Annotated in this window: 13 protein-coding genes; 5 read left to right on the top strand and 8 right to left on the bottom strand. The window is 72.0% G+C overall.

Features of this window, described 5'->3' with window-relative positions; genetic code table 11:
• Positions 1-66: 66 nt before the first annotated feature.
• The gene (locus ACSMXR_RS01210; protein WP_364891069.1) at positions 67-561 is read right to left on the bottom strand and encodes a MarR family winged helix-turn-helix transcriptional regulator; all 495 of its coding nucleotides are present in this window, start codon (positions 559-561) and stop codon (positions 67-69) included.
• A 10-nt stretch (positions 562-571) separates the two neighbouring features.
• Complete coding sequence (locus ACSMXR_RS01205; RefSeq protein ID WP_137231021.1) at positions 572-994, bottom strand: MarR family winged helix-turn-helix transcriptional regulator; 423 nt, start codon at positions 992-994, stop codon at positions 572-574.
• A gap of 201 nt (positions 995-1195) precedes the next feature.
• Here ACSMXR_RS01205 and eno point away from each other — a divergent pair, with 201 nt between their 5' ends.
• The gene (gene eno / locus ACSMXR_RS01200; protein ID WP_473170993.1) at positions 1196-2497 is read left to right on the top strand and encodes a phosphopyruvate hydratase; all 1302 of its coding nucleotides are present in this window, start codon (positions 1196-1198) and stop codon (positions 2495-2497) included.
• A 139-nt stretch (positions 2498-2636) separates the two neighbouring features.
• Here the strand turns inward: eno and ACSMXR_RS01195 are convergent, their stop codons facing one another.
• Entirely contained in the window at positions 2637-4829 is a 2193-nt protein-coding gene (locus ACSMXR_RS01195; protein WP_473170992.1) for a discoidin domain-containing protein, read from the bottom strand.
• Positions 4830-5180: 351 nt separating this feature from the next.
• Here ACSMXR_RS01195 and ACSMXR_RS01190 point away from each other — a divergent pair, with 351 nt between their 5' ends.
• A complete protein-coding gene (locus tag ACSMXR_RS01190; protein WP_473170991.1) occupies positions 5181-6920 on the top strand; it encodes a discoidin domain-containing protein in 1740 nt (579 codons plus the stop codon).
• Between the two features lie 64 nt (positions 6921-6984).
• Here the strand turns inward: ACSMXR_RS01190 and ACSMXR_RS01185 are convergent, their stop codons facing one another.
• On the bottom strand, positions 6985-7962 hold the full coding sequence (locus ACSMXR_RS01185) for a DUF3048 domain-containing protein (RefSeq protein WP_473170990.1): 978 nt from the start codon (positions 7960-7962) through the stop codon (positions 6985-6987).
• Positions 7963-8194: 232 nt separating this feature from the next.
• Here ACSMXR_RS01185 and ACSMXR_RS01180 point away from each other — a divergent pair, with 232 nt between their 5' ends.
• The 3 genes from ACSMXR_RS01180 (at position 8195) to ACSMXR_RS01170 (ending at position 11758) form a co-directional block, all read left to right on the top strand.
• The gene (locus ACSMXR_RS01180) at positions 8195-8821 is read left to right on the top strand and encodes a TetR/AcrR family transcriptional regulator (protein ID WP_473170989.1); all 627 of its coding nucleotides are present in this window, start codon (positions 8195-8197) and stop codon (positions 8819-8821) included.
• 286 nt (positions 8822-9107) lie between these two features.
• The gene (locus ACSMXR_RS01175) at positions 9108-9563 is read left to right on the top strand and encodes a hypothetical protein (protein ID WP_473170988.1); all 456 of its coding nucleotides are present in this window, start codon (positions 9108-9110) and stop codon (positions 9561-9563) included.
• Positions 9560-11758 (top strand): NB-ARC domain-containing protein, encoded by a 2199-nt coding sequence (locus ACSMXR_RS01170; RefSeq protein WP_473170987.1) that lies wholly within the window; start codon positions 9560-9562, stop codon positions 11756-11758. Before ACSMXR_RS01175 ends, ACSMXR_RS01170 begins: the two co-directional genes overlap by 4 nt.
• A 19-nt stretch (positions 11759-11777) precedes the next feature.
• Here the strand turns inward: ACSMXR_RS01170 and ACSMXR_RS01165 are convergent, their stop codons facing one another.
• The 4 genes from ACSMXR_RS01165 to ACSMXR_RS01150 all read right to left on the bottom strand — a co-directional run bounded on the left by ACSMXR_RS01165 (position 11778) and on the right by ACSMXR_RS01150 (position 17474).
• On the bottom strand, positions 11778-13499 hold the full coding sequence (locus ACSMXR_RS01165) for a hypothetical protein (protein WP_473172497.1): 1722 nt from the start codon (positions 13497-13499) through the stop codon (positions 11778-11780).
• Between the two features lie 248 nt (positions 13500-13747).
• Positions 13748-14614 carry an ECF transporter S component family protein gene (locus tag ACSMXR_RS01160; RefSeq protein WP_381910996.1) on the bottom strand — a complete coding sequence of 289 codons (867 nt, stop codon included), beginning with the start codon at positions 14612-14614 and terminating at the stop codon, positions 13748-13750.
• Entirely contained in the window at positions 14611-16302 is a 1692-nt protein-coding gene (locus tag ACSMXR_RS01155; RefSeq protein WP_473170986.1) for an ABC transporter ATP-binding protein, read from the bottom strand. Before ACSMXR_RS01155 ends, ACSMXR_RS01160 begins: the two co-directional genes overlap by 4 nt.
• Complete coding sequence (locus ACSMXR_RS01150) at positions 16299-17474, bottom strand: energy-coupling factor transporter transmembrane component T (RefSeq protein ID WP_473170985.1); 1176 nt, start codon at positions 17472-17474, stop codon at positions 16299-16301. The genes ACSMXR_RS01155 and ACSMXR_RS01150 overlap by 4 nt, the downstream gene beginning before the upstream one ends.
• Between the last annotated feature and the right edge of the window lie 7 nt (positions 17475-17481).

The raw sequence follows: 17481 nt of genomic DNA, 5'->3' as shown, positions 1-17481 counted from the left end.
GTGTTGGTGATCCGGAAGCGGTGTCCGATGTGATGCCCTCGTGGTCACCGATGCGCCGCGCGGCGGTCACCCCTGCGCGAAGTCGCCCTCGGCGTTCGCGGCCATCCTGCGCAGCACCTTGAGCGCGGCCACGTACTCCTCGTCGCTGACGCCTTCGTGCACCACCGCGCGCACCTCGGTCGCCAGCTCGCGCACCCGCACCCTCGCCGCCTCCCCCGCGTCGGTGAGGTGTAGACGCCGCCCCGCGTCGATCCGCAGCCAGCCCCGGTGGGCCAGCTGGTCGACGACGCGCGTGATCGCGTGCGGCCCGTCCGCGAGCGGCGTCAGCAGGCTGACGACCTCCTCGCGGCTGGGCGCTTCGGGCCGGCCGTGCACGCAGTTCACCACCCAGTACTGGGGCTGCGTGACGTCGATCCTGGCCATCGCGTCGCGCAGCCGCTCGGTGACGGCGGTGTGGACGAGTCCGCTCCAGTACCCGATCGGCTGGGTGGCGAGCATGTCGTCGGTGGCGCCCGGATCGGCCGGAGCCTGATCCGTGCGGGGGTCGGCCGGCCGGTTCATGATCCCGAAACTAGTGCCCGGCGAGCCGCTCCATCAAGGCGACGCCGCGCGCGAGCATCTCCTGCTCCTCCGCGCTGAGTTCGAGGTCGATGGCCCGGGCGAGCCAGTCGGCCCGGCGGTCGCGCTCCGCCTCCAGCGCCGCCCGCCCCACCTCGGAGAGGTCGACGAGGGACTTGCGGCCGTCCGTCGGGTGCGCGCGGCGGACGACGAGGCCCTGGTCCATGAGGAGCCCGACCGCACGGGCCATCGACTGGGGGCGTACGCGCTGGTCCGCAGCGAGGTCGCTGGTGGTCATGGCCCCGTCCCGGTCGAGCACGCCCAGAACGGCGACCTGGCCGTGCGGGATCCGGTCCTCCTGCTTCACGCGCCGCGCGAGTTTGCCCATGGCGGTGCGCAGATCGGCGGCGACGGTGGCGGGTTCCGGGGTGGGCATAGGGCACTTTAACCCGCGGTCGCCGACGCGTCTGCGCAGGTCGCCCCTGCCGTGGCAGGGGACCGGAGAACTGGACAGCACAACTGAACAGCAAAGCTAAACAGCCAATCTGAACAGCATTGCTGTAGAGTTATTCCGTCGCGGCCCGCGCCGGCGCTGTCGCAGGATCGCCGCGGCATGTGACTACCGGAAGGACCTCGCATGGCCCACCAGGCAGCTGAGCCCACCGCAATCCAGTCCGTCACCGCCCGCCGGATCATCGACAGCCGTGGCAACCCCACCGTCGAGGCCGACGTCCGCCTCGCCGACGGGTCCCTCGGCCGCGCGGCGGTCCCGTCCGGCGCCTCCACCGGCGCCCGGGAGGCCCTGGAGCTGCGCGACGGCGATGCCGGGCAGTGGCACGGCAAGGGGGTCGACCGCGCGGTCGCCCATGTCAACGGGGAGATCGCGGCCGCGGTCGTGGGCCGCGACGCGGACGACCAGGCCGGCCTGGACGCCGCCCTCGTCGCGCTCGACGGCACGCCCGGCAAGTCCCGGCTCGGCGCGAACGCGATCCTCGGGGTCTCCCTCGCCGCCGCGAAGGCGGCCGCCGCGGCCCACCGCCAGCCGCTCTACCGCTACCTCGGCGGCGCCGACGCCCGTCTGCTCCCGCTGCCGATGATGAACATCATCAACGGCGGGGCGCACGCCGACAATCCGCTGGACTTCCAGGAGTTCATGATCGCGCCGGTCGGGGCGGAGACCTTCGCGGAAGCCGTACGCATGGGCTCCGAGATCTTCCACACCCTGCGGCGCGACCTGCTCGCCGCCGGACACTCCACCGGTGTCGGCGACGAAGGAGGCTTCGCACCCGCGCTGCGCACCGCCGAGGAGGCGCTCGACTTCGTCATGAGCGCCGTCGAACGCACCGGATACCGTCCCGGCGCGGACATCGGCCTGATCATGGACCCGGCCTCCTCGGAGTTCTTCCACGACGGCGCCTACGTGTACGCGGGTGAGGGTGTGCGCCGCACCCCTTCCGAGCAGGTCGAGTACCTGGCCAAGCTGATCGACGCGTACCCGGTCGTCTCCATCGAGGACCCGATGGCCGAGGACGACATGGACGGCTGGCGCGAGCTGACCACCCGGGTCGGCCACCGCTGCCAGCTCACCGGCGATGACGTGTTCTGCACCGACGAGGCCCAGGTGCGCGAAGGCATCCGTACCGGCGTCGGCAACTCGGTCCTGGTGAAGGTCAACCAGATCGGCACCCTGACCGAAGCCCTCGCCACGGTCGCCACCGCACGTCGTGCGGGCTGGAGCGCCGTGATGTCCCACCGTTCCGGCGAGACGGAGGACACCACGATCGCGGACCTGGCGGTGGCGACGGGCTGCGGCCAGATCAAGACAGGCTCGCTGTCCCGCTCCGACCGTACGGCCAAGTACAACCAACTGATCCGGATCGAGGAGGAGTTGGGCGATTCGGCGCAGTATGCGGGCGGGTCGCTGCTGTCCCGATCCTGAACGCGAACGGGCGGCATCCGGCGGACGGTCACGTCCACCGGATGCCGCCCTCCGTTCGCGGCGAGGCCGGTCCGGGCCGCCGGACACCGGGCCGGCTCACCGCTCCCGGGTCACCGGGTCCGGGCCGAAGAGGCCCGGGTCAGGGGAAGTTGACGACGGTCGAAGGGATCGTCGATGTTCCCGAGGTGGGGGAGCCGGTGTTGTTGATGACGTGCTCGTACTGGCCGTTGCCGCCGAGCGAGACGACGAGCAGGTTGTGGAACTTCACGCCGGGCTTCACCGGGGACTTGAAGCCGTGGCCCTGCACGATGGTCGGGTCGACGTTGTAGTAGCAGTAGCTGCCCATGCCCCAGCCCTCGTGCTGTTCGACCGAGTCGTCGACCCGGTAGGCGGCGTAGCCCTTGGTGTCGCCGTTCTGGATGGCGGCCTGGTTCGGGGCGTCGTAGGCCTTCTCGTTCTGGAAGAAGATCGTGCGGCCGCGCTCGCCGTACCACTCCACGTCGTACTTGTTGAAGTGCTCCACGAACAGCCCGGTCGCCAGCACGTCGTCACCGTTGACGCGGACACCGTAATCGGCCCGGTTGGTCTCCCAGCCCCAGCCCTCACCGTGGTCCGCACGCCACACCCAGGTGTGGTCGATGATCGTGTCGTCGCTGTTCACCACGATGCTCGTGGTCGCCTTGCCGGGGCCCGCGCCGCCGATCCGCACGAACACGTCCTGCAGCGACGTCGGGTTCGCCGAGTGATCGGCGGACGCGCCCTGCGGTCCGACCTCCAGCAGCGTCGGCGAGTTGACGGGACCGGCGTCGATGAGGAAGCCCGCGAGCTTCACCCCGTCCACGTCGGCGACCTTCATCGCGGTCACGCCGTTGTCCGGGATGATCGTGGCCAGACCGAGGCCCAGGACGACCGTGTCGGCCCGGTTCACGTTGATGGTCTGGTCGATGTGGTAGACGCCGGGCGTGAAGAGCAGGTTCAGCCCCTGCGCGAGCGCGGCGTTGATGGTCGCGGCCGTGGCGCCCTGCTTGACGACGTAGAAGCGGTTCAGCGGGATGGACTCGCCCTGCTGGGCGCCGCCGTCCCACGAGACGCCGCGAGCGTTGACCCGCTTGGCGGGGACGAACACCTTGTACTCGTTGCCGTCGAGGTAGAGGAACGGCTTCTCGCGCGAGATCGGGGTGGTGTCGAGCGTGGTGTACGGCGGGTCCGGGTAGCTCGCCGCCGGTGCGCCCTGGACGCCGGAGAACGTCATGTTCCACACGGCGTTGGTCCAGCCGCCCACGGAGCTGTCGCGGGTGTACCACTGCTGCTGGGAGTACGGTCCGACCGTGCCGTCGATCTTGGAGTCGGCGATGTAGCCGCCGCTGGCCCAGCCGTATCCGTCGGGCGCGAGGTTGAGCCCGCCCTTGACGTGCATCCGGCGGAAGGGTGCGGCCTGGGAGACCGCCCAGCGGTTGGTCCCGTTGACCGGGTTGAGGGTCAGGTTCTCCGCCGAACGCCAGAAGTTCTGCGTCGCGTTGCCGTCGAACCAGCCCGCGTCCACGGTCACATCACCGTTGAACGTGGTGTCGTTCGGGTTGAGCCCGAGACCGGCGATCTGCGTGTAGAAGCCGATCTGCGCGTTGAGGTTGTCGTACGTGCCCGGCTTGAAGAGGAGCGCGTGCCGGCCGCTGCCGAACTGGGCCTCCTCCTGCTGCTCGAAGATCGCGTCGACCTTGCCCTGGATGTCGGGCGTGGACGGATCGAAGACATGGACGTTGGGACCGAGGTCGCCGCCGCCCGGAATCTCCGGACCGCCGCCGCCGTCACGGGTGCCGAAGACCTTGAACTCCCAGAGGGAGTAGCCGTATCCGGTGGCGCGCTCGGTGCCGGTGAGGCGCACGTAGCGCGCGTCGCCGGAGATGTTCAGGGTCTCGTTGCCGCCCGCCGATGTGGTGGTGCTGTACGCGGTCGTCCAGTTGCTGCCGTCGGCCGAGATCTCCAGCCGGTAGCTCTTCGCGTGCGCGGCCTCCCAGGAGAGTTCGACCCGGCTGAGCGCGGCCGGGGAGCCGAGGTCGATCCGTATCCACTGGGGATCGGCGAACGCGCTGGACCAGCGTGTCCCGCCGTCCCCGTCGACGGCGTTCCCCGCGGCCGTGCCGCCGTTCTCCTCGCTCGACGCGGTCACCGCGCCGCCCTGGGAGAGCAGGACGGGAGCGGCCTGCGCCGGAGCCGCCTGCACGGTCGCGAGGAGCGCCGCGACCAGCGTGGTGACGAGGGCGAGGGCAAGGGTGCGCCATCGGTGGGATGCGGCCATCGGGGGCCGCGAGGGTCTGACGAGGGCAACGGACATGTCTGATCTCCTGAAAGGTCAGGTGGGCGGGGGTGGAACGGGTGCGGACTCGTGCTCCCACAGAGGGAGAGAGCGCTCTCTCGGTAGCCGAATGATTCTCCCGTGTTTCCGTCACGTCAAGAGTTGTGCACAGAAAGGCCGCGCCTTGTCGGCCGGACCGCCCGATGTTTCATCTCCTGAAAGGGCAGAGGCAGTTGACCAGGCATCAGGACGACAAGTCGGACCTCGGCGGCTGTGGTCTCTTGAATCGACTCGGCCGCGACTCTTGACGGTTCACTCCGCTCCCGCCAGTCTCCCCACTGCGGGGGAGCGCTCTCTCGGCCCAACCCCCTCACAGAGCAAGGAGTTCGCATGGAAGCCCGTGGAACACCACGGTTGCGCGGTGCCCTGGCGGTCATGGCCGCCGTGGCCCTCCTGTTCACCCTCTCGGTGGCCGTCGCCCCGGAACGCGCCGCGGCCGCGGCCGTTCTCGTCTCCCAGGGAAAGCCGGCGACCGCCTCCAGCACCGAGGCGCCCTTCACCGCCGCGTCGGCCGTGGACGGCGACCGGGCCACCCGCTGGTCCAGCGCCTTCACCGACGACGAGTGGATCCGTATCGACCTGGGCGCGAGCACGTCGATCGGGCAGGTCGTCCTCGACTGGGAGGCCGCGTACGCCAAGGGCTACCGGCTGGAGATCTCCGCCGACGGAACCGACTGGACGACGATCCACTCCACGACGACCGGCTCCGGGGGCGTCGAGACCCTGACGGTCTCCGGAACCGGCCGCTACATCCGGATGCACGGCACCGAGCGCGCCACCGCCTGGGGCTACTCCCTCCACGAGTTCCAGGTCTACTCCACCACCGACGGCGGCACCGCCCCCGGCGACGGCGACGTCCTGCTCTCCTACGGCAAGGCCGGCTCCGCCTCGACCTCGCAGCACGACGGCACCTGCTGGGAGTGCTCGCCGGACAAGGCCTTCGACCGTGACCCGGCCAGCCGCTGGGCCACCAGCCCCGAGGGCGGCTGGACCGACCAGGGCTGGATCGCGGTCGACCTCGGCGCCCGCGCCGAGATCCACCGGGTCGTCCTCCAGTGGGACCCGGCCCACGCCAGGGCCTACCGGATCGAGGTCTCCGACAATGGGACCGACTGGACGACGATCCACTCCACCACCACCGGCACCGGGTTCAAGGAGACGCTGGACGTGAGCGGCGCCGGCCGGCACGTACGCCTGTACGCCACCCAGCGCAGCGGCGAATACGGCTACTCGCTCTGGGAGTTCCAGGTCTGGGGCACCGGCGGAGCCCCGAACCCCGCACCGCCGCTGCCGGCCGACCCCACGTACGACCGGCTGGTGTTCAGCGACGAGTTCAACGGTCCCGCGGGCGCCGCGCCCGACCCCGCCAAGTGGGTCCCGGAGACGGGCACCGGCCCCAACAACGAGCTGGAGTACTACACGAACAACAAGAACGCCGCCCAGGACGGCAACGGCAGTCTCGTCCTGGAGGCCCGCCGCGAGGAGACCCCGGGTACCGCCTGCCCGCCCGACCCGCTGAGCGGCAGCACCACGTGCCAGTACACCTCGGCGCGGCTCAACACGTACGGGAAGTTCCAGTTCACCTACGGCCGGGTCGAGGCGCGTATCAAGGTCTCCGGTACGCAGGGGCTCTGGCCCGCGTTCTGGATGCTGGGCGCCGACTACTTCGACCAGGGGCGCCCGTGGCCCTACACCGGCGAGATCGACATCATGGAACACGTCGGCAAGGAGCCGAACACCACCTACTCCACCCTCCACGCGCCCGCGTACAACGGCGCGGCCGGCTACGGGGCCCCGTACTCCCTGCCCGGGGGCGCGGACTTCGCCGACGACTTCCACACCTTCGCCGTGGACTGGGACAGCAAGGGCATGACGTTCCGGGTCGACGGTCAGGTGACGCACACGGTCGACAAGGAGGAGCTGGAGAGCACCCGCGGACCCTGGGTGTTCGACCACGACTTCTTCCTCATCCTCAACAACGCGGTCGGCGGTGACTGGCCCGGATCGCCGGACGCCACCACCCGCTTCCCGCAGAAGCTGAGCATCGACTACGTCAAGGTCTGGCAGTAGCAGACCGTGCACCGGGGCGGCCGGGCGGCGGGAGGAACCCGCCGCCCGGCCGCTTGTCCCGGCCTCAGCCGCCCGCCCCGGTATCCGCGCCCCCGCGCGGCGCGTACAGAATCCAGAGCGGCCCGTCGGCGAGATCGACGCGCCGCCCGTCGGCGCCGGTGTACACCGTGTCCGCGTCGGCCGAGCTCCGCGACCACCGTGCCTCGTACGTCCGGCCGTCGCGCAGGACGGTTGCGCTGCCCGACCCCACGGTCTCGGTGAACGGGGTGACGTTCCCGGACCGGTCGCTGAAGTCCGACGGGCGGACGGTCACGTCCTGGACGACGACCGTGCCGGCCCCGATCCGCTCGCCGTCGGCGGTACGGGCGGGGGAGCCGTCCAGGGAGACCAGCCAGCGGCCGCGTTCGGCGGACCAGGTGAAGGTCACGGACGCGGACGGATAGCGGACCGTACGGCTGTCCTCCGGCTCGCCGCCGGGCGGCGGCGGGCCCTTCTTCAGCCCCAGCTCCTCGACGGCGTCCACACCGGAGGCGGTGAACGGGATCCGCTCCGGCCGCAGGTAGAGATTGTGCGGTGCGGGCCGGTCCTGACCGCGGAAGTACGCCCCCGGCGCCTCCGAGGGCGGCACGGCCTCCAGCGGCGCGCGGTCGATGACCGGCAACAGCCTGCTCTGCGCCCCGGAGAAGGCCAGCGTCGGCCGGTCGAACTGCCGCAGCAGCTCCAGATCGGTCTCGCGCGCACTGCGCACGGGGCCGATGACCGGCGGCAGATCGGAGGAGTAGACGGCGAGGATCCGGCTGAGACCGGCCTCCACCTGCTCGACGTAGACGATGTCGGCCCGCTCCAGGCCGGTGTGGGGGCGCGCGGGCGCCACGTTGTCGATCTTCACGGCGAGTACGTCGGCGGTCCTGCCCGCACCGGACGGGGAGCGGCTGCTGGGCGATGGCGACGAACCGTCCCCGCCCGTGCACGCGGCGGTCACGGCCAGCAGGAGCGCGGTGAACAGCGCTGCGACCGAGGTCTTCACTCCGGCTGCGGACATGGCGACCGCCCTTCCGGGGCGCCGGCCGGCGGTGATGGCGGAGCACCGCCGTGTCGCGGCCCCTCATCCATCATCACGCGTCTGGGGCGCCGGTGGTTGCGCCGGGAAGGGGCAGCTGCCCGGGACCGGCCCTGAAACAGCCCCGGACCGATACGGGAACGGGCCCGGATCGGCCCCCGGATCGGCCCCGGAACCTTGGCGGAGTGAGTACTCACTCCGTACTGTTCCTCCCATGACCGAGAAGCCGACAACCCGTCGTCGTGCGGCGGGCATGAGCCCCGAACAGCGCCGCGAAATGATCGTCAAGGCGGCCATTCCGCTGATCGCCGAGTACGGCGCCGCCGTCACCACCGCCAAGGTCGCCCGCGCCGCCGGTATCGGCGAGGCGACGATCTTCCGCGTCTTCGCCGACAAGGAGGAGCTTCTGGACGCCTGCATGGCCGAGGCGATGCGCCACGACCACGCCGTACGCGAGCTGATGTCGATCCCCGCCGACCTCCCGACCGCCGACCGTCTGGCCGAGGCCGCCGACGCCCTGGAGGCGCACCTGGACCGGATGGGCGCCATCGCGGGATCACTGCACGCCTCCGGCCACCGCCGCCGCGACACCCCGGCGGGCGAACAGGCCCGCGGCACGGGGCGCGAGGAGTCGATGGCCGCGATCCGGAACGCGGTCGCCGAGCTCCTGGCACCCGACGCCGAGTCCTTCCGCCTGCCGGTCGAACAGGCCGCCGCGCTCTTCCTGGGCCTGCTGTTCACCCGCCCGCACCCTGACGACCCGGCACGCCTCACCGGGAGCCGGCTGGCGGAGGTCTTCCTCCACGGCGCGCTCGCCCCGACACCGGGAGCGGACCGATGACCGTGCCCTCGCCCCGCTGGCCGGATCCGGAATGACCGGCGGAACGCGGACCGCGTTGATGCACATCGCCGTGGGAGCGGCCCTGGTGGCGGGACTGCCGACCCGGCCGGACATGCCGGAGCGCCGGGCGTCGTAGCGTGGCGGGATTCTCCGGGCCGGACATGGCTGGAACTGCTCTGCGGCGCGCACCCGATTCCGCTTCCGAAGGCGCTGTTCGCTCTCTACGGTTGCATCAGCGACGGTTCACGTGCCCGTACGCTGCGACAAGTGAGGCGGAGGGGGTTCGGTGGAAGCCGAGTTGACGGCACTGGCGGCATCCGGTGCGACGACGTTCGTGGGGCTGATGGCGACGGAGGCCTGGACGCAGGTGCGCGGGCGCGTGGCGCGGTTCCTGGGCCGGGGCGAGGACGACGAGACGATCGACGCCGAGTTGGAGGAGTCCCGCGCCGAACTGACGGCGGCCCGTGCCGACGCCGACGAGGAGACGGCAGCGGACATCGAGGCGGAGTGGCGGACGAGGCTCCGCCGGGCGCTGCGCGCCAACCCGGAGGCGGCCGCCCAGTTGAGGGACCTCCTGGACGAGCTGGCACCCCTGCAACCGGCCGGCCACACGGTGTCCGTCACCAACACCATCAGCGGAGGCACCCAGCACGGGCCGGTCTTCCAGGGCGAGAAGTTCTCCAACCTGACGTTCAACAGCGGTGGTGCGGACCTCCCGGACCAGCGGCCGGGCACGGCATGACGGCCGAGGACGCGGACGGACCCGATCACACGGCCGCCCACAACGATCTGTCGGGCATCGTCAACGGCCCGGTCGTCCAGGCCGGCACGATCCACGGTGGCATCACCTTCCGCGTCGACGCGCCGCCGCCGGTCGGAGCGAACGTCAGACCCGACGAGATCCCGCCACTGACCGTGCGGTTGATCAACCGGTCCGAAGGACTGGCCAGGCTCGACGGCTGGCTGGCCCCCGATGCGGACGACGACAACGGGGGAGACGAGGACGATCGCGCGAGCGTCGGCTTCGCCGCGCTCCACGGTCCGCCCGGCGTGGGCAAGACCGCGCTGGTGTCCCGCTGGTCGGAACGGGGCCGGAAACGGTTCCCGGACGGGCAGATCTATGTCGATTTCGCGAACCTGCGGGGTGGGACGGCGGGCGCGGACGTCTCCGAGGCGGCCCGGTGCTGCCTGCGATCCCTGGGCATCGACGACGCCTACATCCCGGCCACGCTCGCGGAGCGGATTCAGCGCCTGCGGAGCCGCTCGGCGGGCCGACGTCTGCTGGTCTTCCTGGACAACGTCTCCCAACCCGGCCAGGCCGCCGCGCTGTTGCCGAAGGGGAAGGGCAGCTTCCTGGTGGTGGCCGGTGGCAGCGGGGTCGGAGAGCTCGCCGCCGACGGGGCGAAGCTGATGGCGGTGGAGCCGCTCGACCGGGACAGCGCCCTGGAGGTGCTCGCCGACCGGTGCGGCGCGGAGAGGGTCGCCGCCGACCCGGCCTCGGCGGAACGCCTGGTGGAGCTGTGCGACGGGCTGCCGGTGGCGCTGCACGTGGTCGCCGCCCGGCTCGCCGCCAAGCCCCGGCTCACCCTGGCGGCGCTCGCGGCGGAGCTCGCCGACGAACCACGCCGACTGGCAGGAATGTCCCTGGGAAAGGAGCGGTCCGTGGCCGCCGCGTTCGATCTCGCCTACCGTGAACTCGACCCTGAACCCGCTCGGCTCTACCGCCTGATGGGCTGGCACCCGGGGGCCACTTTCGACGCCGGAGTCGCCGCGGCGGCGGCGGACCTGGACCCGGGACGTACCGCGGACGCGCTGGACGCGTTGACCCGTGCCAGCCTGCTGGAGGAGGCACCGGGCGGGCGTTTCCGCTTCCACGATCTCGTACGGCTGCATGCCAGCGAACGTGCGACGGAGGAGGACGGGCCGGCCGAACGGACCGCTCTCGTACGGCGAGTGACGCTGCACTACCTGGCCCTGGCCGCGCTCGCCGACCGGGCCGTCCGGCGGGACCGGCTGCGGATCGCCGAGCTCGATCAGTGGCTTTCCGACGTTCATGACCCCTTCGTCGGGCCCGGCGCACCCCGGCCCGTGAACTGGCTGGAGGCCGAACACCGCAACATCCTCGGCGTCCTGCGGGCCGCCGCACGCGAGGAGACGCTGCACACCGAGGTCTGGCAGCTCGCCGAAGCGTTCACGGTTCTGTTCTTCCACTACCGGCACCTCGGCGACTGGCGGGAGTCGCTCGAAATCGGCGCGGCCGCCGCCGCCGAGGCGATGGTCCCGGCCGCCGAAGCGCGGCTGCGCAGCCTGCTGTCGCGTCCACTGATGGACCTGGGCGAGTACGAGGCGGCGCGCCGCGAACTGGACGCCGCCGAGGCCTGCGCCGAGGTGTCGGACCACCTGGTCGTCCGCGCCTCCGTGCAGGAGTTCTCCGGACGGTACTGGGACCGTACCGACCCCGTGCGGGCCATGGAGGCCTACCGCAAGGCCATCGACCTCAACACGGCCGCGAACGAGGGCCGCGGCGCCGCCATAGCGTCCTACTTCCTCGGCTGTGCCCAGGACGCGGCCAAGGCCCACCGCGAGGCCCTGCACACCCTGCGCGGCGCCCACGACGACCTCGTGGCGCGCGAGGACCTGCGGATGGCGGCCCGGGCACAGGTGGCCATCGGTATCGCTCACGGCCACCTCAAGGAGACCGGCGCGGCGGTACGGGCGCTGAGCGAAGCGATTCAGATCCTGCACAAGAAGAAGGCGACCCACTACGAGGCACAGGCGCTCGTCGCGCTCGCCGATATCCAGAAAGGCCCGCAGGGTGATCCCCGCCAGGTACGCGCCCATCTGGAGCGGGCCCTGGAGATCTACGAGGCCGGTGGCAGCCCCCTCGCGGAGGAGCTGAGGAAGAGGCTGACGGGAGGAGAACCGGCGGCGGAGTGAGGCCGGGAACCGGGTGAGCTCAGCCGGACGAGCCGCCCGGCCGGTGTGCGCGCAGCCGGAGCGCCACATCCTCGGCCCGCTCGCCGACCCGGACGGTCACCATGGTGTCGTCCAGCGGAGCGGCGGCGCGCAGCAGCGCGTAGACGGCTGACGCGGGCAGTGCGGGGTCCCGCGTCGGCCCTGTCGTGGCGGCCTCCACGATCCGGCCGTCCCGCAGCCCCACCAGAGCCCCGCCGCCCGCCAGCGAGGCCGCCGCGAGCCGGCAGCCCGGAAGACGGTCCAGGGTCGCGCCGATCCACCGGACACCGGCGGCGGCGGAACGGACGGGAGCGCCGCACAGAAGCACCGAGGCGCTCTCCAGCAGACGCCGCTCCGGCTCCCGCTCGTCGCAGGCGAGATGACGAAAGCGCCCGGCCGCCTCGTCCTCGCCCGGGTCGTCCGCCTCCTGCCACACCGCCGCGGGCTGTCGGCGTACGGTGACGGCATCCGGCCCGTCCGTCGGCAGCCCGGTCGTGGTGACCATCCAGGCGGTGGCCTTCGTGCCCGTCTCGACGGGATCGGCCAGGAACCGCTCCGGCGGGACGGTGGACACCGGCTCGGGAAGCCGGAGCAGGTCGTAGAGCGCGGTACGCAGTCGGGGCAGCGCCCGGCCCGGCTGATGGAAGGCGCCCTCGGTGACGGTGGCGAAGAGCTTTGGCCGCTGCACGGCCAGGGCGGAGACGATCTGGCCGTGCACATCGTCGTGGGCGTCGAGGCGGGGCGCGGTCCGGCCCAGCGCGGCCGCCGCGGTGCCGGGCACGGCCTCGCTCCCGAAGGCCCCCAGCAGAACGGGTTTGCCGAGCGCCGCACCGTACAGCGTCACCGAGCCGTGGTCGCCCACGACCACGTCCGCCGCGACCAGCGCCGACCGCCACGCGTGGATGTGCGGAATCAGCATCAGCCCGGCGTCCAGGGCGGGCTTGAGGACATTGCGCACCTGCCAGGAACCGTGTCCCGCCCAGACGTTGGGGTGGACGATCGCCGCCACCCGGAACTCGTCGTAGGGCAGGGCGGCGAGAAGGCGGGCCGCCAGACCGGGGTCCTGCCCGATCAGCGAGGTGCGCCCCCAGGTGGAGCTGAGCACCACCAGCCGGTGCCGGTCGGGCACGCCGAGCGCCCGGCGGAAGGTGTCGGCCCGGTCCGCGCTGACCAGCAGTTCGTCGAAGCACGGGTCGCCCACGAGCAGCGTGCGCCCAGCCGCCTTCGGATGCGAGGAGAGCAGCTGCTCCTCCTGCTGCGGATGGGAGATCGCCAGCCAGGCCCTGCCGGATTCCAGCAGGCTGTCCGGCACGACCCCCGACAGCCGGTCGCCCGGGGCGCGGGCGTCGGGCACCTGCTTCTGGAAGCCGATGCCGTGCGGCAGCACGAGGACCGGGCAATGCCCCTCGGGCACATCGATGTTCTCGCTGGCGGTGAGGATCAGATCGGGCTCGGCCTGGCTCACCTGCTCCCAGGGGATGACCCGGCAGCCCGCGTCGTGCAGTAGGTCCAGCACCCCGGCGTTGAAGGCGGAGGTGGGGTCGTGGGCGAAGACGACGGTCACCCGGTCGTCCCCGCGCAGGAGGGCGGGCAGGCATTCGAGGACCCGTACGGTCGAGGTCACCGTACGGGCCGCTACGACCAGGGTCTTCTCACCGTGGAAGGTGCTCCACCGCCCGGCGTCGCTGCCGACGGGGACGCGGAGGGGCTGGCTAGCGTGCATGGCCACCCCGAAAGGCTACGGGCACACCGCCCCAGCGCGGCTCGCGGCTCGCGGCTCGCGGCTCGCGGCTCGCGGCTCGCGGCTCGCGGCTCGCGGCTCGCGGCTCGCGGCTCGCGGCTCGCGGCTCGCGGCTCGCGGCTCGCGGCTCGCGGCTCGCGGCTATTGTCGACTTATCGCATCTCAAGCGGTGCTGCAACCTTTTCAGGGGTCGAACTGGAGTTCAGGGCGGTCATATTGTACGGGAATCATCACGCGTCGGACGGTGCGGTCGGCACGTCGCCACCCCGCCCCGAGCCGACGAAACGCACCGGCGCCCGGAACCGCGCCTTGCGGGCGGCCCGGCGGAAGGTGGTGAGGACGGCGGGGCCCGCCAGGGTGATGCAGAGGAAGTTCGTGACGGCGCGTCCGGTGTCCCAGCCGAGGGACGTGGCGACGTCGAACGCCAGGTAGCGCTGCCACTGTTCGGTGAACGGCAGGCCGGGGAGGTAGGCGATGGAGCTGTTCGGGTCCACCGAGAACGGCCAGAAGGACAGGTTCAGCAGAAAGCCGAAGAGGTAGCCGGAGAGCGATCCGTAGACGGCGAGCATCATGACCTCGAGTCGTCCCGTGGCCCGGGGCAGCAGGCCCGCGAGCATGCCGACGAACGCGCAGCCGAACATCTGGTACGGCATCCACGGGCCGACCCCGCCGGTGATCAGCGCGGATGCGAAGAGGGACGTGCAGCCGAGGGTGAAGCCGAAGCCGGGGCCGTAGACGCGGCCCGCCAGGACGAGGACGAAGAACACCGTCTCGATGCCCGCCGTTCCCGCACCGAGCGGGCGCAGCGCCGCGTTCACCGCGGAGAGCACCCCGAGCATCGCCAGCGCCTTGGAGTTGATGCCGCCCTCGGCGATCTCGGAGATCACCACGCACAGGACGAGCACCAGCAGCACGCCGAAGATCAGCGGTGGCGCGTACGCCGCGCCCAGCCGGCCCGGCGCGACGACGAAGGGCCAGAAGAAGGCGACCAGGCCGAGGAAGGCCGCCAGGGCGATCACGACTCCGGCGCGCGGTGCGATGCGGATGGCCCCGGCGGAGCGCTCCGTGAGGTCTTTGAGGCCTTCGATGTCCTTCACGCGCCCGGCTCCTCGTGCGGGAGCACCGCGGTCACCTGGTCGACCGTCAGATACGGCAGCGGCGACAGGATCTTCGCGACCTGCGGGGCGAAGACGGGGGAGGCGACGATCACCTCGGTGGTCGGCCCGTCCGCGACGATGTCGCCCTCGGCCAGCACCACCACCCGGTCCGCGGCGCGGGCCGCGAACTCGACGTCATGGGTGGAGATCACCACCGACCGCCCCTCGGCGGCGAGTTCGTCGACCATGGCGATCAGCTGGGTCTTCGCCCGGTAGTCCAGACCGCGCGTCGGCTCGTCCAGCAGCAGGACCCGGGGCGTGGCCGTCAGCTGGATCGCGAGGACCAGGGCCAGCTTCTGGCCCTCGGAGAGATCGCGCGGGTGCGTCGCGCCGTCGATGCCCGGAGCCAGCCGGTCCAGGAGCGTCCGGGCGGACGGGTTCGCGGTGCCGGTCCCCCCACCGCCCGTCGCGGATTCGGTGTCGGCCTGGTCGAGTTCCTGCTTGACGCTCTCCAGGTAGAGCAGATCGGTCGGGGTCTGCGGCACGAGTCCGACCAGCCGTCTGGCCTCGGCCGCGGACAGGCTCTTCAGGTCGCCGCCCCCGCCCCCGCCCCCGGCCCTGGCCCCGACCTCGACCCCGTCCCCGACCACCCGTACCGTGCCGGACCTGCGCGGGCCCGAGCCCTGGAGCGCCCACAGCAGCGACGACTTGCCCGAGCCGTTGCGGCCCATCAACGCCGTGACCTCCCCGGCCCGCAGATCGAGGTCCACCTCCCGCACCGCCGGGACACCCCGGTAGGCGACCGTGATCCCCCGGGCCCGGAGGAGATCCGTGCCCGGTGCGTCCGGGACCGCGCGCACCGGCGGGGGCGGTGTGCTCTCCAGGGCCGTACGCAGCGGGCGGGCGGCCCGGCGGGCGTCGCGTACCGACAGGGGCAGGGGCGACCAGCCCGCCGCCCGGCCCAGCTCGACGATGGGCGGGGCGATCGACGAGGCCGTGAAGATCTCCGACGGCGGGCCCGGGACCACCCGGCCGTTCCCGGGCAGATGGATGACCCGGTCGGCGTACTGCACCACCCGCTCCAGCCGGTGTTCGGCCAGCAGCACCGTCACCCCCAGGTCGTGGACCAGCCGGGTCACCGCGGCCAGCACCTCCTCGGCCGCCGTCGGGTCGAGCGCCGAGGTCGGCTCGTCCAGCACCAGGACGCGCGGGTGGGCGGTGAGCACGGAACCGATCGCGACGCGCTGCTGCTGCCCGCCGGACAGTTCGTACAGCGCCCGGTGGCGCAGATCCGCCAGCCCGAGCAGGTCGAGCGTCTCCTCGACCCGTTTGCGCATCACCGACGGCTCGATGGCCAACTGCTCCATCGCGTACGCCAGTTCCTCCTCGACCGTGTCCGTGACGAAACCGTCCAGCGGATCCTGGCCCACCACGCCCACCACATCGGCGAGTTCGCGCGGCGGATGGCCGGCGGTGTCGCGGCCGTCGACCGTGACCGTGCCGTACAGCGTGCCCCCGGTGAAGTGCGGGACCAGCCCGTTGACCGCGCCCAGCAGCGTCGACTTGCCGACCCCCGTATGGCCCACCACGAGGCACAGTTCGCCTTCGTCGACCTCCAGGTTCACGTCCCGCAGGACCGGCTCGTCGGCGCCGTCGTACACGACGGACACCTGGTCGAAGGTGATCATGCGGCTTCCTCGGTGCGTTGCGCGGGGACGTGCGGAGCAGGCGGACCGGGCGGACCGGGCGGTGGCGCCAGGAATCCGGCCGCTCCCGCGAGCAGGATCGCGGCGGCCGGGACGAGTGGCAGCGTCGGCCAGCTCAGCGGATAGATCGACGGGTTCAGCTCGGCCGGGTCGTAGCCCACGTTGACGAACAGCAGCACCGCGGAGAGCACTCCGCAGGACGCCACCGCCCACTCTGCGAACCGCCATGGATCCGGCCGGTACGTCGTCCGCGTCACCCGCCGCCCGCCGAGGCGCAGCCCGGCCAGACAGAGCACCGAACCGGCCGCCAGCGCCGGCAGCCCCAGCAGCGTGGGCGCGGACGCGTCGAGGAGCCCGTACGCCCCGGCGCACAGACCGCACATGCCCAGCAGCATCAGCACTCCGGTCAGCCGGCGCGAGCCGCGCGTCGCCGACCCGGCCCGCCCGTAGCCGCGCGAGTCCATCGCCGCCGCCAGCCGCAACGACCGCTCCAGGGCGTCCTCCAGCACCGGGACAACGATCCCGCGCAGCGCCTTCAGCCCCTTGTTGCGACCGGCCCGCAGCCGTCGGGCACGGGCCACCCGCTGGACGCTCTGCACCAGTTGGGGGGCGACGCTGATCGACACGGTGACGGCGACGCCGAGTTCGTACAGCGCACCGGGCAGCACCCGCAGCGCCCGCTTCGGGTTGGCGAGGGTGTTGGCCGCGCCGATGCAGCACAGCATGCAGGCCAGCCGCAGGCCGTCCGTCGCGGCCGACAGCAGCGCCTCCAGCGAGACGGGGCCGCCCAGTTGGATGCCCGCGTACCAGTCCGGCGTCGGGATGTGCGGAAGGGAGAAGAGGTAGTGGTCGTTCGGGGTGATGCCGGTGGCGAAGACCGCCCGGAAGATCACCCGGATCGCCACCACCGTCAGCGCGAGATACAGGTAGTACTTGAAGCCGCGCGCCCACGGGGCCTCGGTGCGCCGCACGGTGATGACGTAACCGAGCACTGCGAGGACCAGGAAGAGCAGCAGCGGATTGTTGGTGCGGCTCACCGCCGTGGCCAGGGCGAGCGCCCAGATCCACCAGGCGACCGGGTGCAGGGTGCGCGGCAGCCGCCGGCCGCCGGTGTCCGGGCTGTCGGCGGAACGGTCCCCGGCCGCACGTGCCACGCGGGCG

The organism is Streptomyces sp. DSM 106670 (assembly GCF_055792845.1).
This window is presented reverse-complemented; position numbering and strand designations above follow the sequence as displayed.

Coding starts and splice junctions, on each gene's coding strand:
- ACSMXR_RS01165 (WP_473172497.1), bottom strand. CDS start 13,499: ATGCACGCTAGCCAGCCCCTCCGCGTCCCCGTCGGCAGCGACGCCGGG.
- ACSMXR_RS01185 (WP_473170990.1), bottom strand. CDS start 7,962: ATGTCCGCAGCCGGAGTGAAGACCTCGGTCGCAGCGCTGTTCACCGCG.
- eno (WP_473170993.1), top strand. CDS start 1,196: ATGGCCCACCAGGCAGCTGAGCCCACCGCAATCCAGTCCGTCACCGCC.
- ACSMXR_RS01205 (WP_137231021.1), bottom strand. CDS start 994: ATGCCCACCCCGGAACCCGCCACCGTCGCCGCCGATCTGCGCACCGCC.
- ACSMXR_RS01195 (WP_473170992.1), bottom strand. CDS start 4,829: ATGTCCGTTGCCCTCGTCAGACCCTCGCGGCCCCCGATGGCCGCATCC.
- ACSMXR_RS01190 (WP_473170991.1), top strand. CDS start 5,181: ATGGAAGCCCGTGGAACACCACGGTTGCGCGGTGCCCTGGCGGTCATG.
- ACSMXR_RS01180 (WP_473170989.1), top strand. CDS start 8,195: ATGACCGAGAAGCCGACAACCCGTCGTCGTGCGGCGGGCATGAGCCCC.
- ACSMXR_RS01170 (WP_473170987.1), top strand. CDS start 9,560: ATGACGGCCGAGGACGCGGACGGACCCGATCACACGGCCGCCCACAAC.
- ACSMXR_RS01210 (WP_364891069.1), bottom strand. CDS start 561: ATGAACCGGCCGGCCGACCCCCGCACGGATCAGGCTCCGGCCGATCCG.
- ACSMXR_RS01155 (WP_473170986.1), bottom strand. CDS start 16,302: ATGATCACCTTCGACCAGGTGTCCGTCGTGTACGACGGCGCCGACGAG.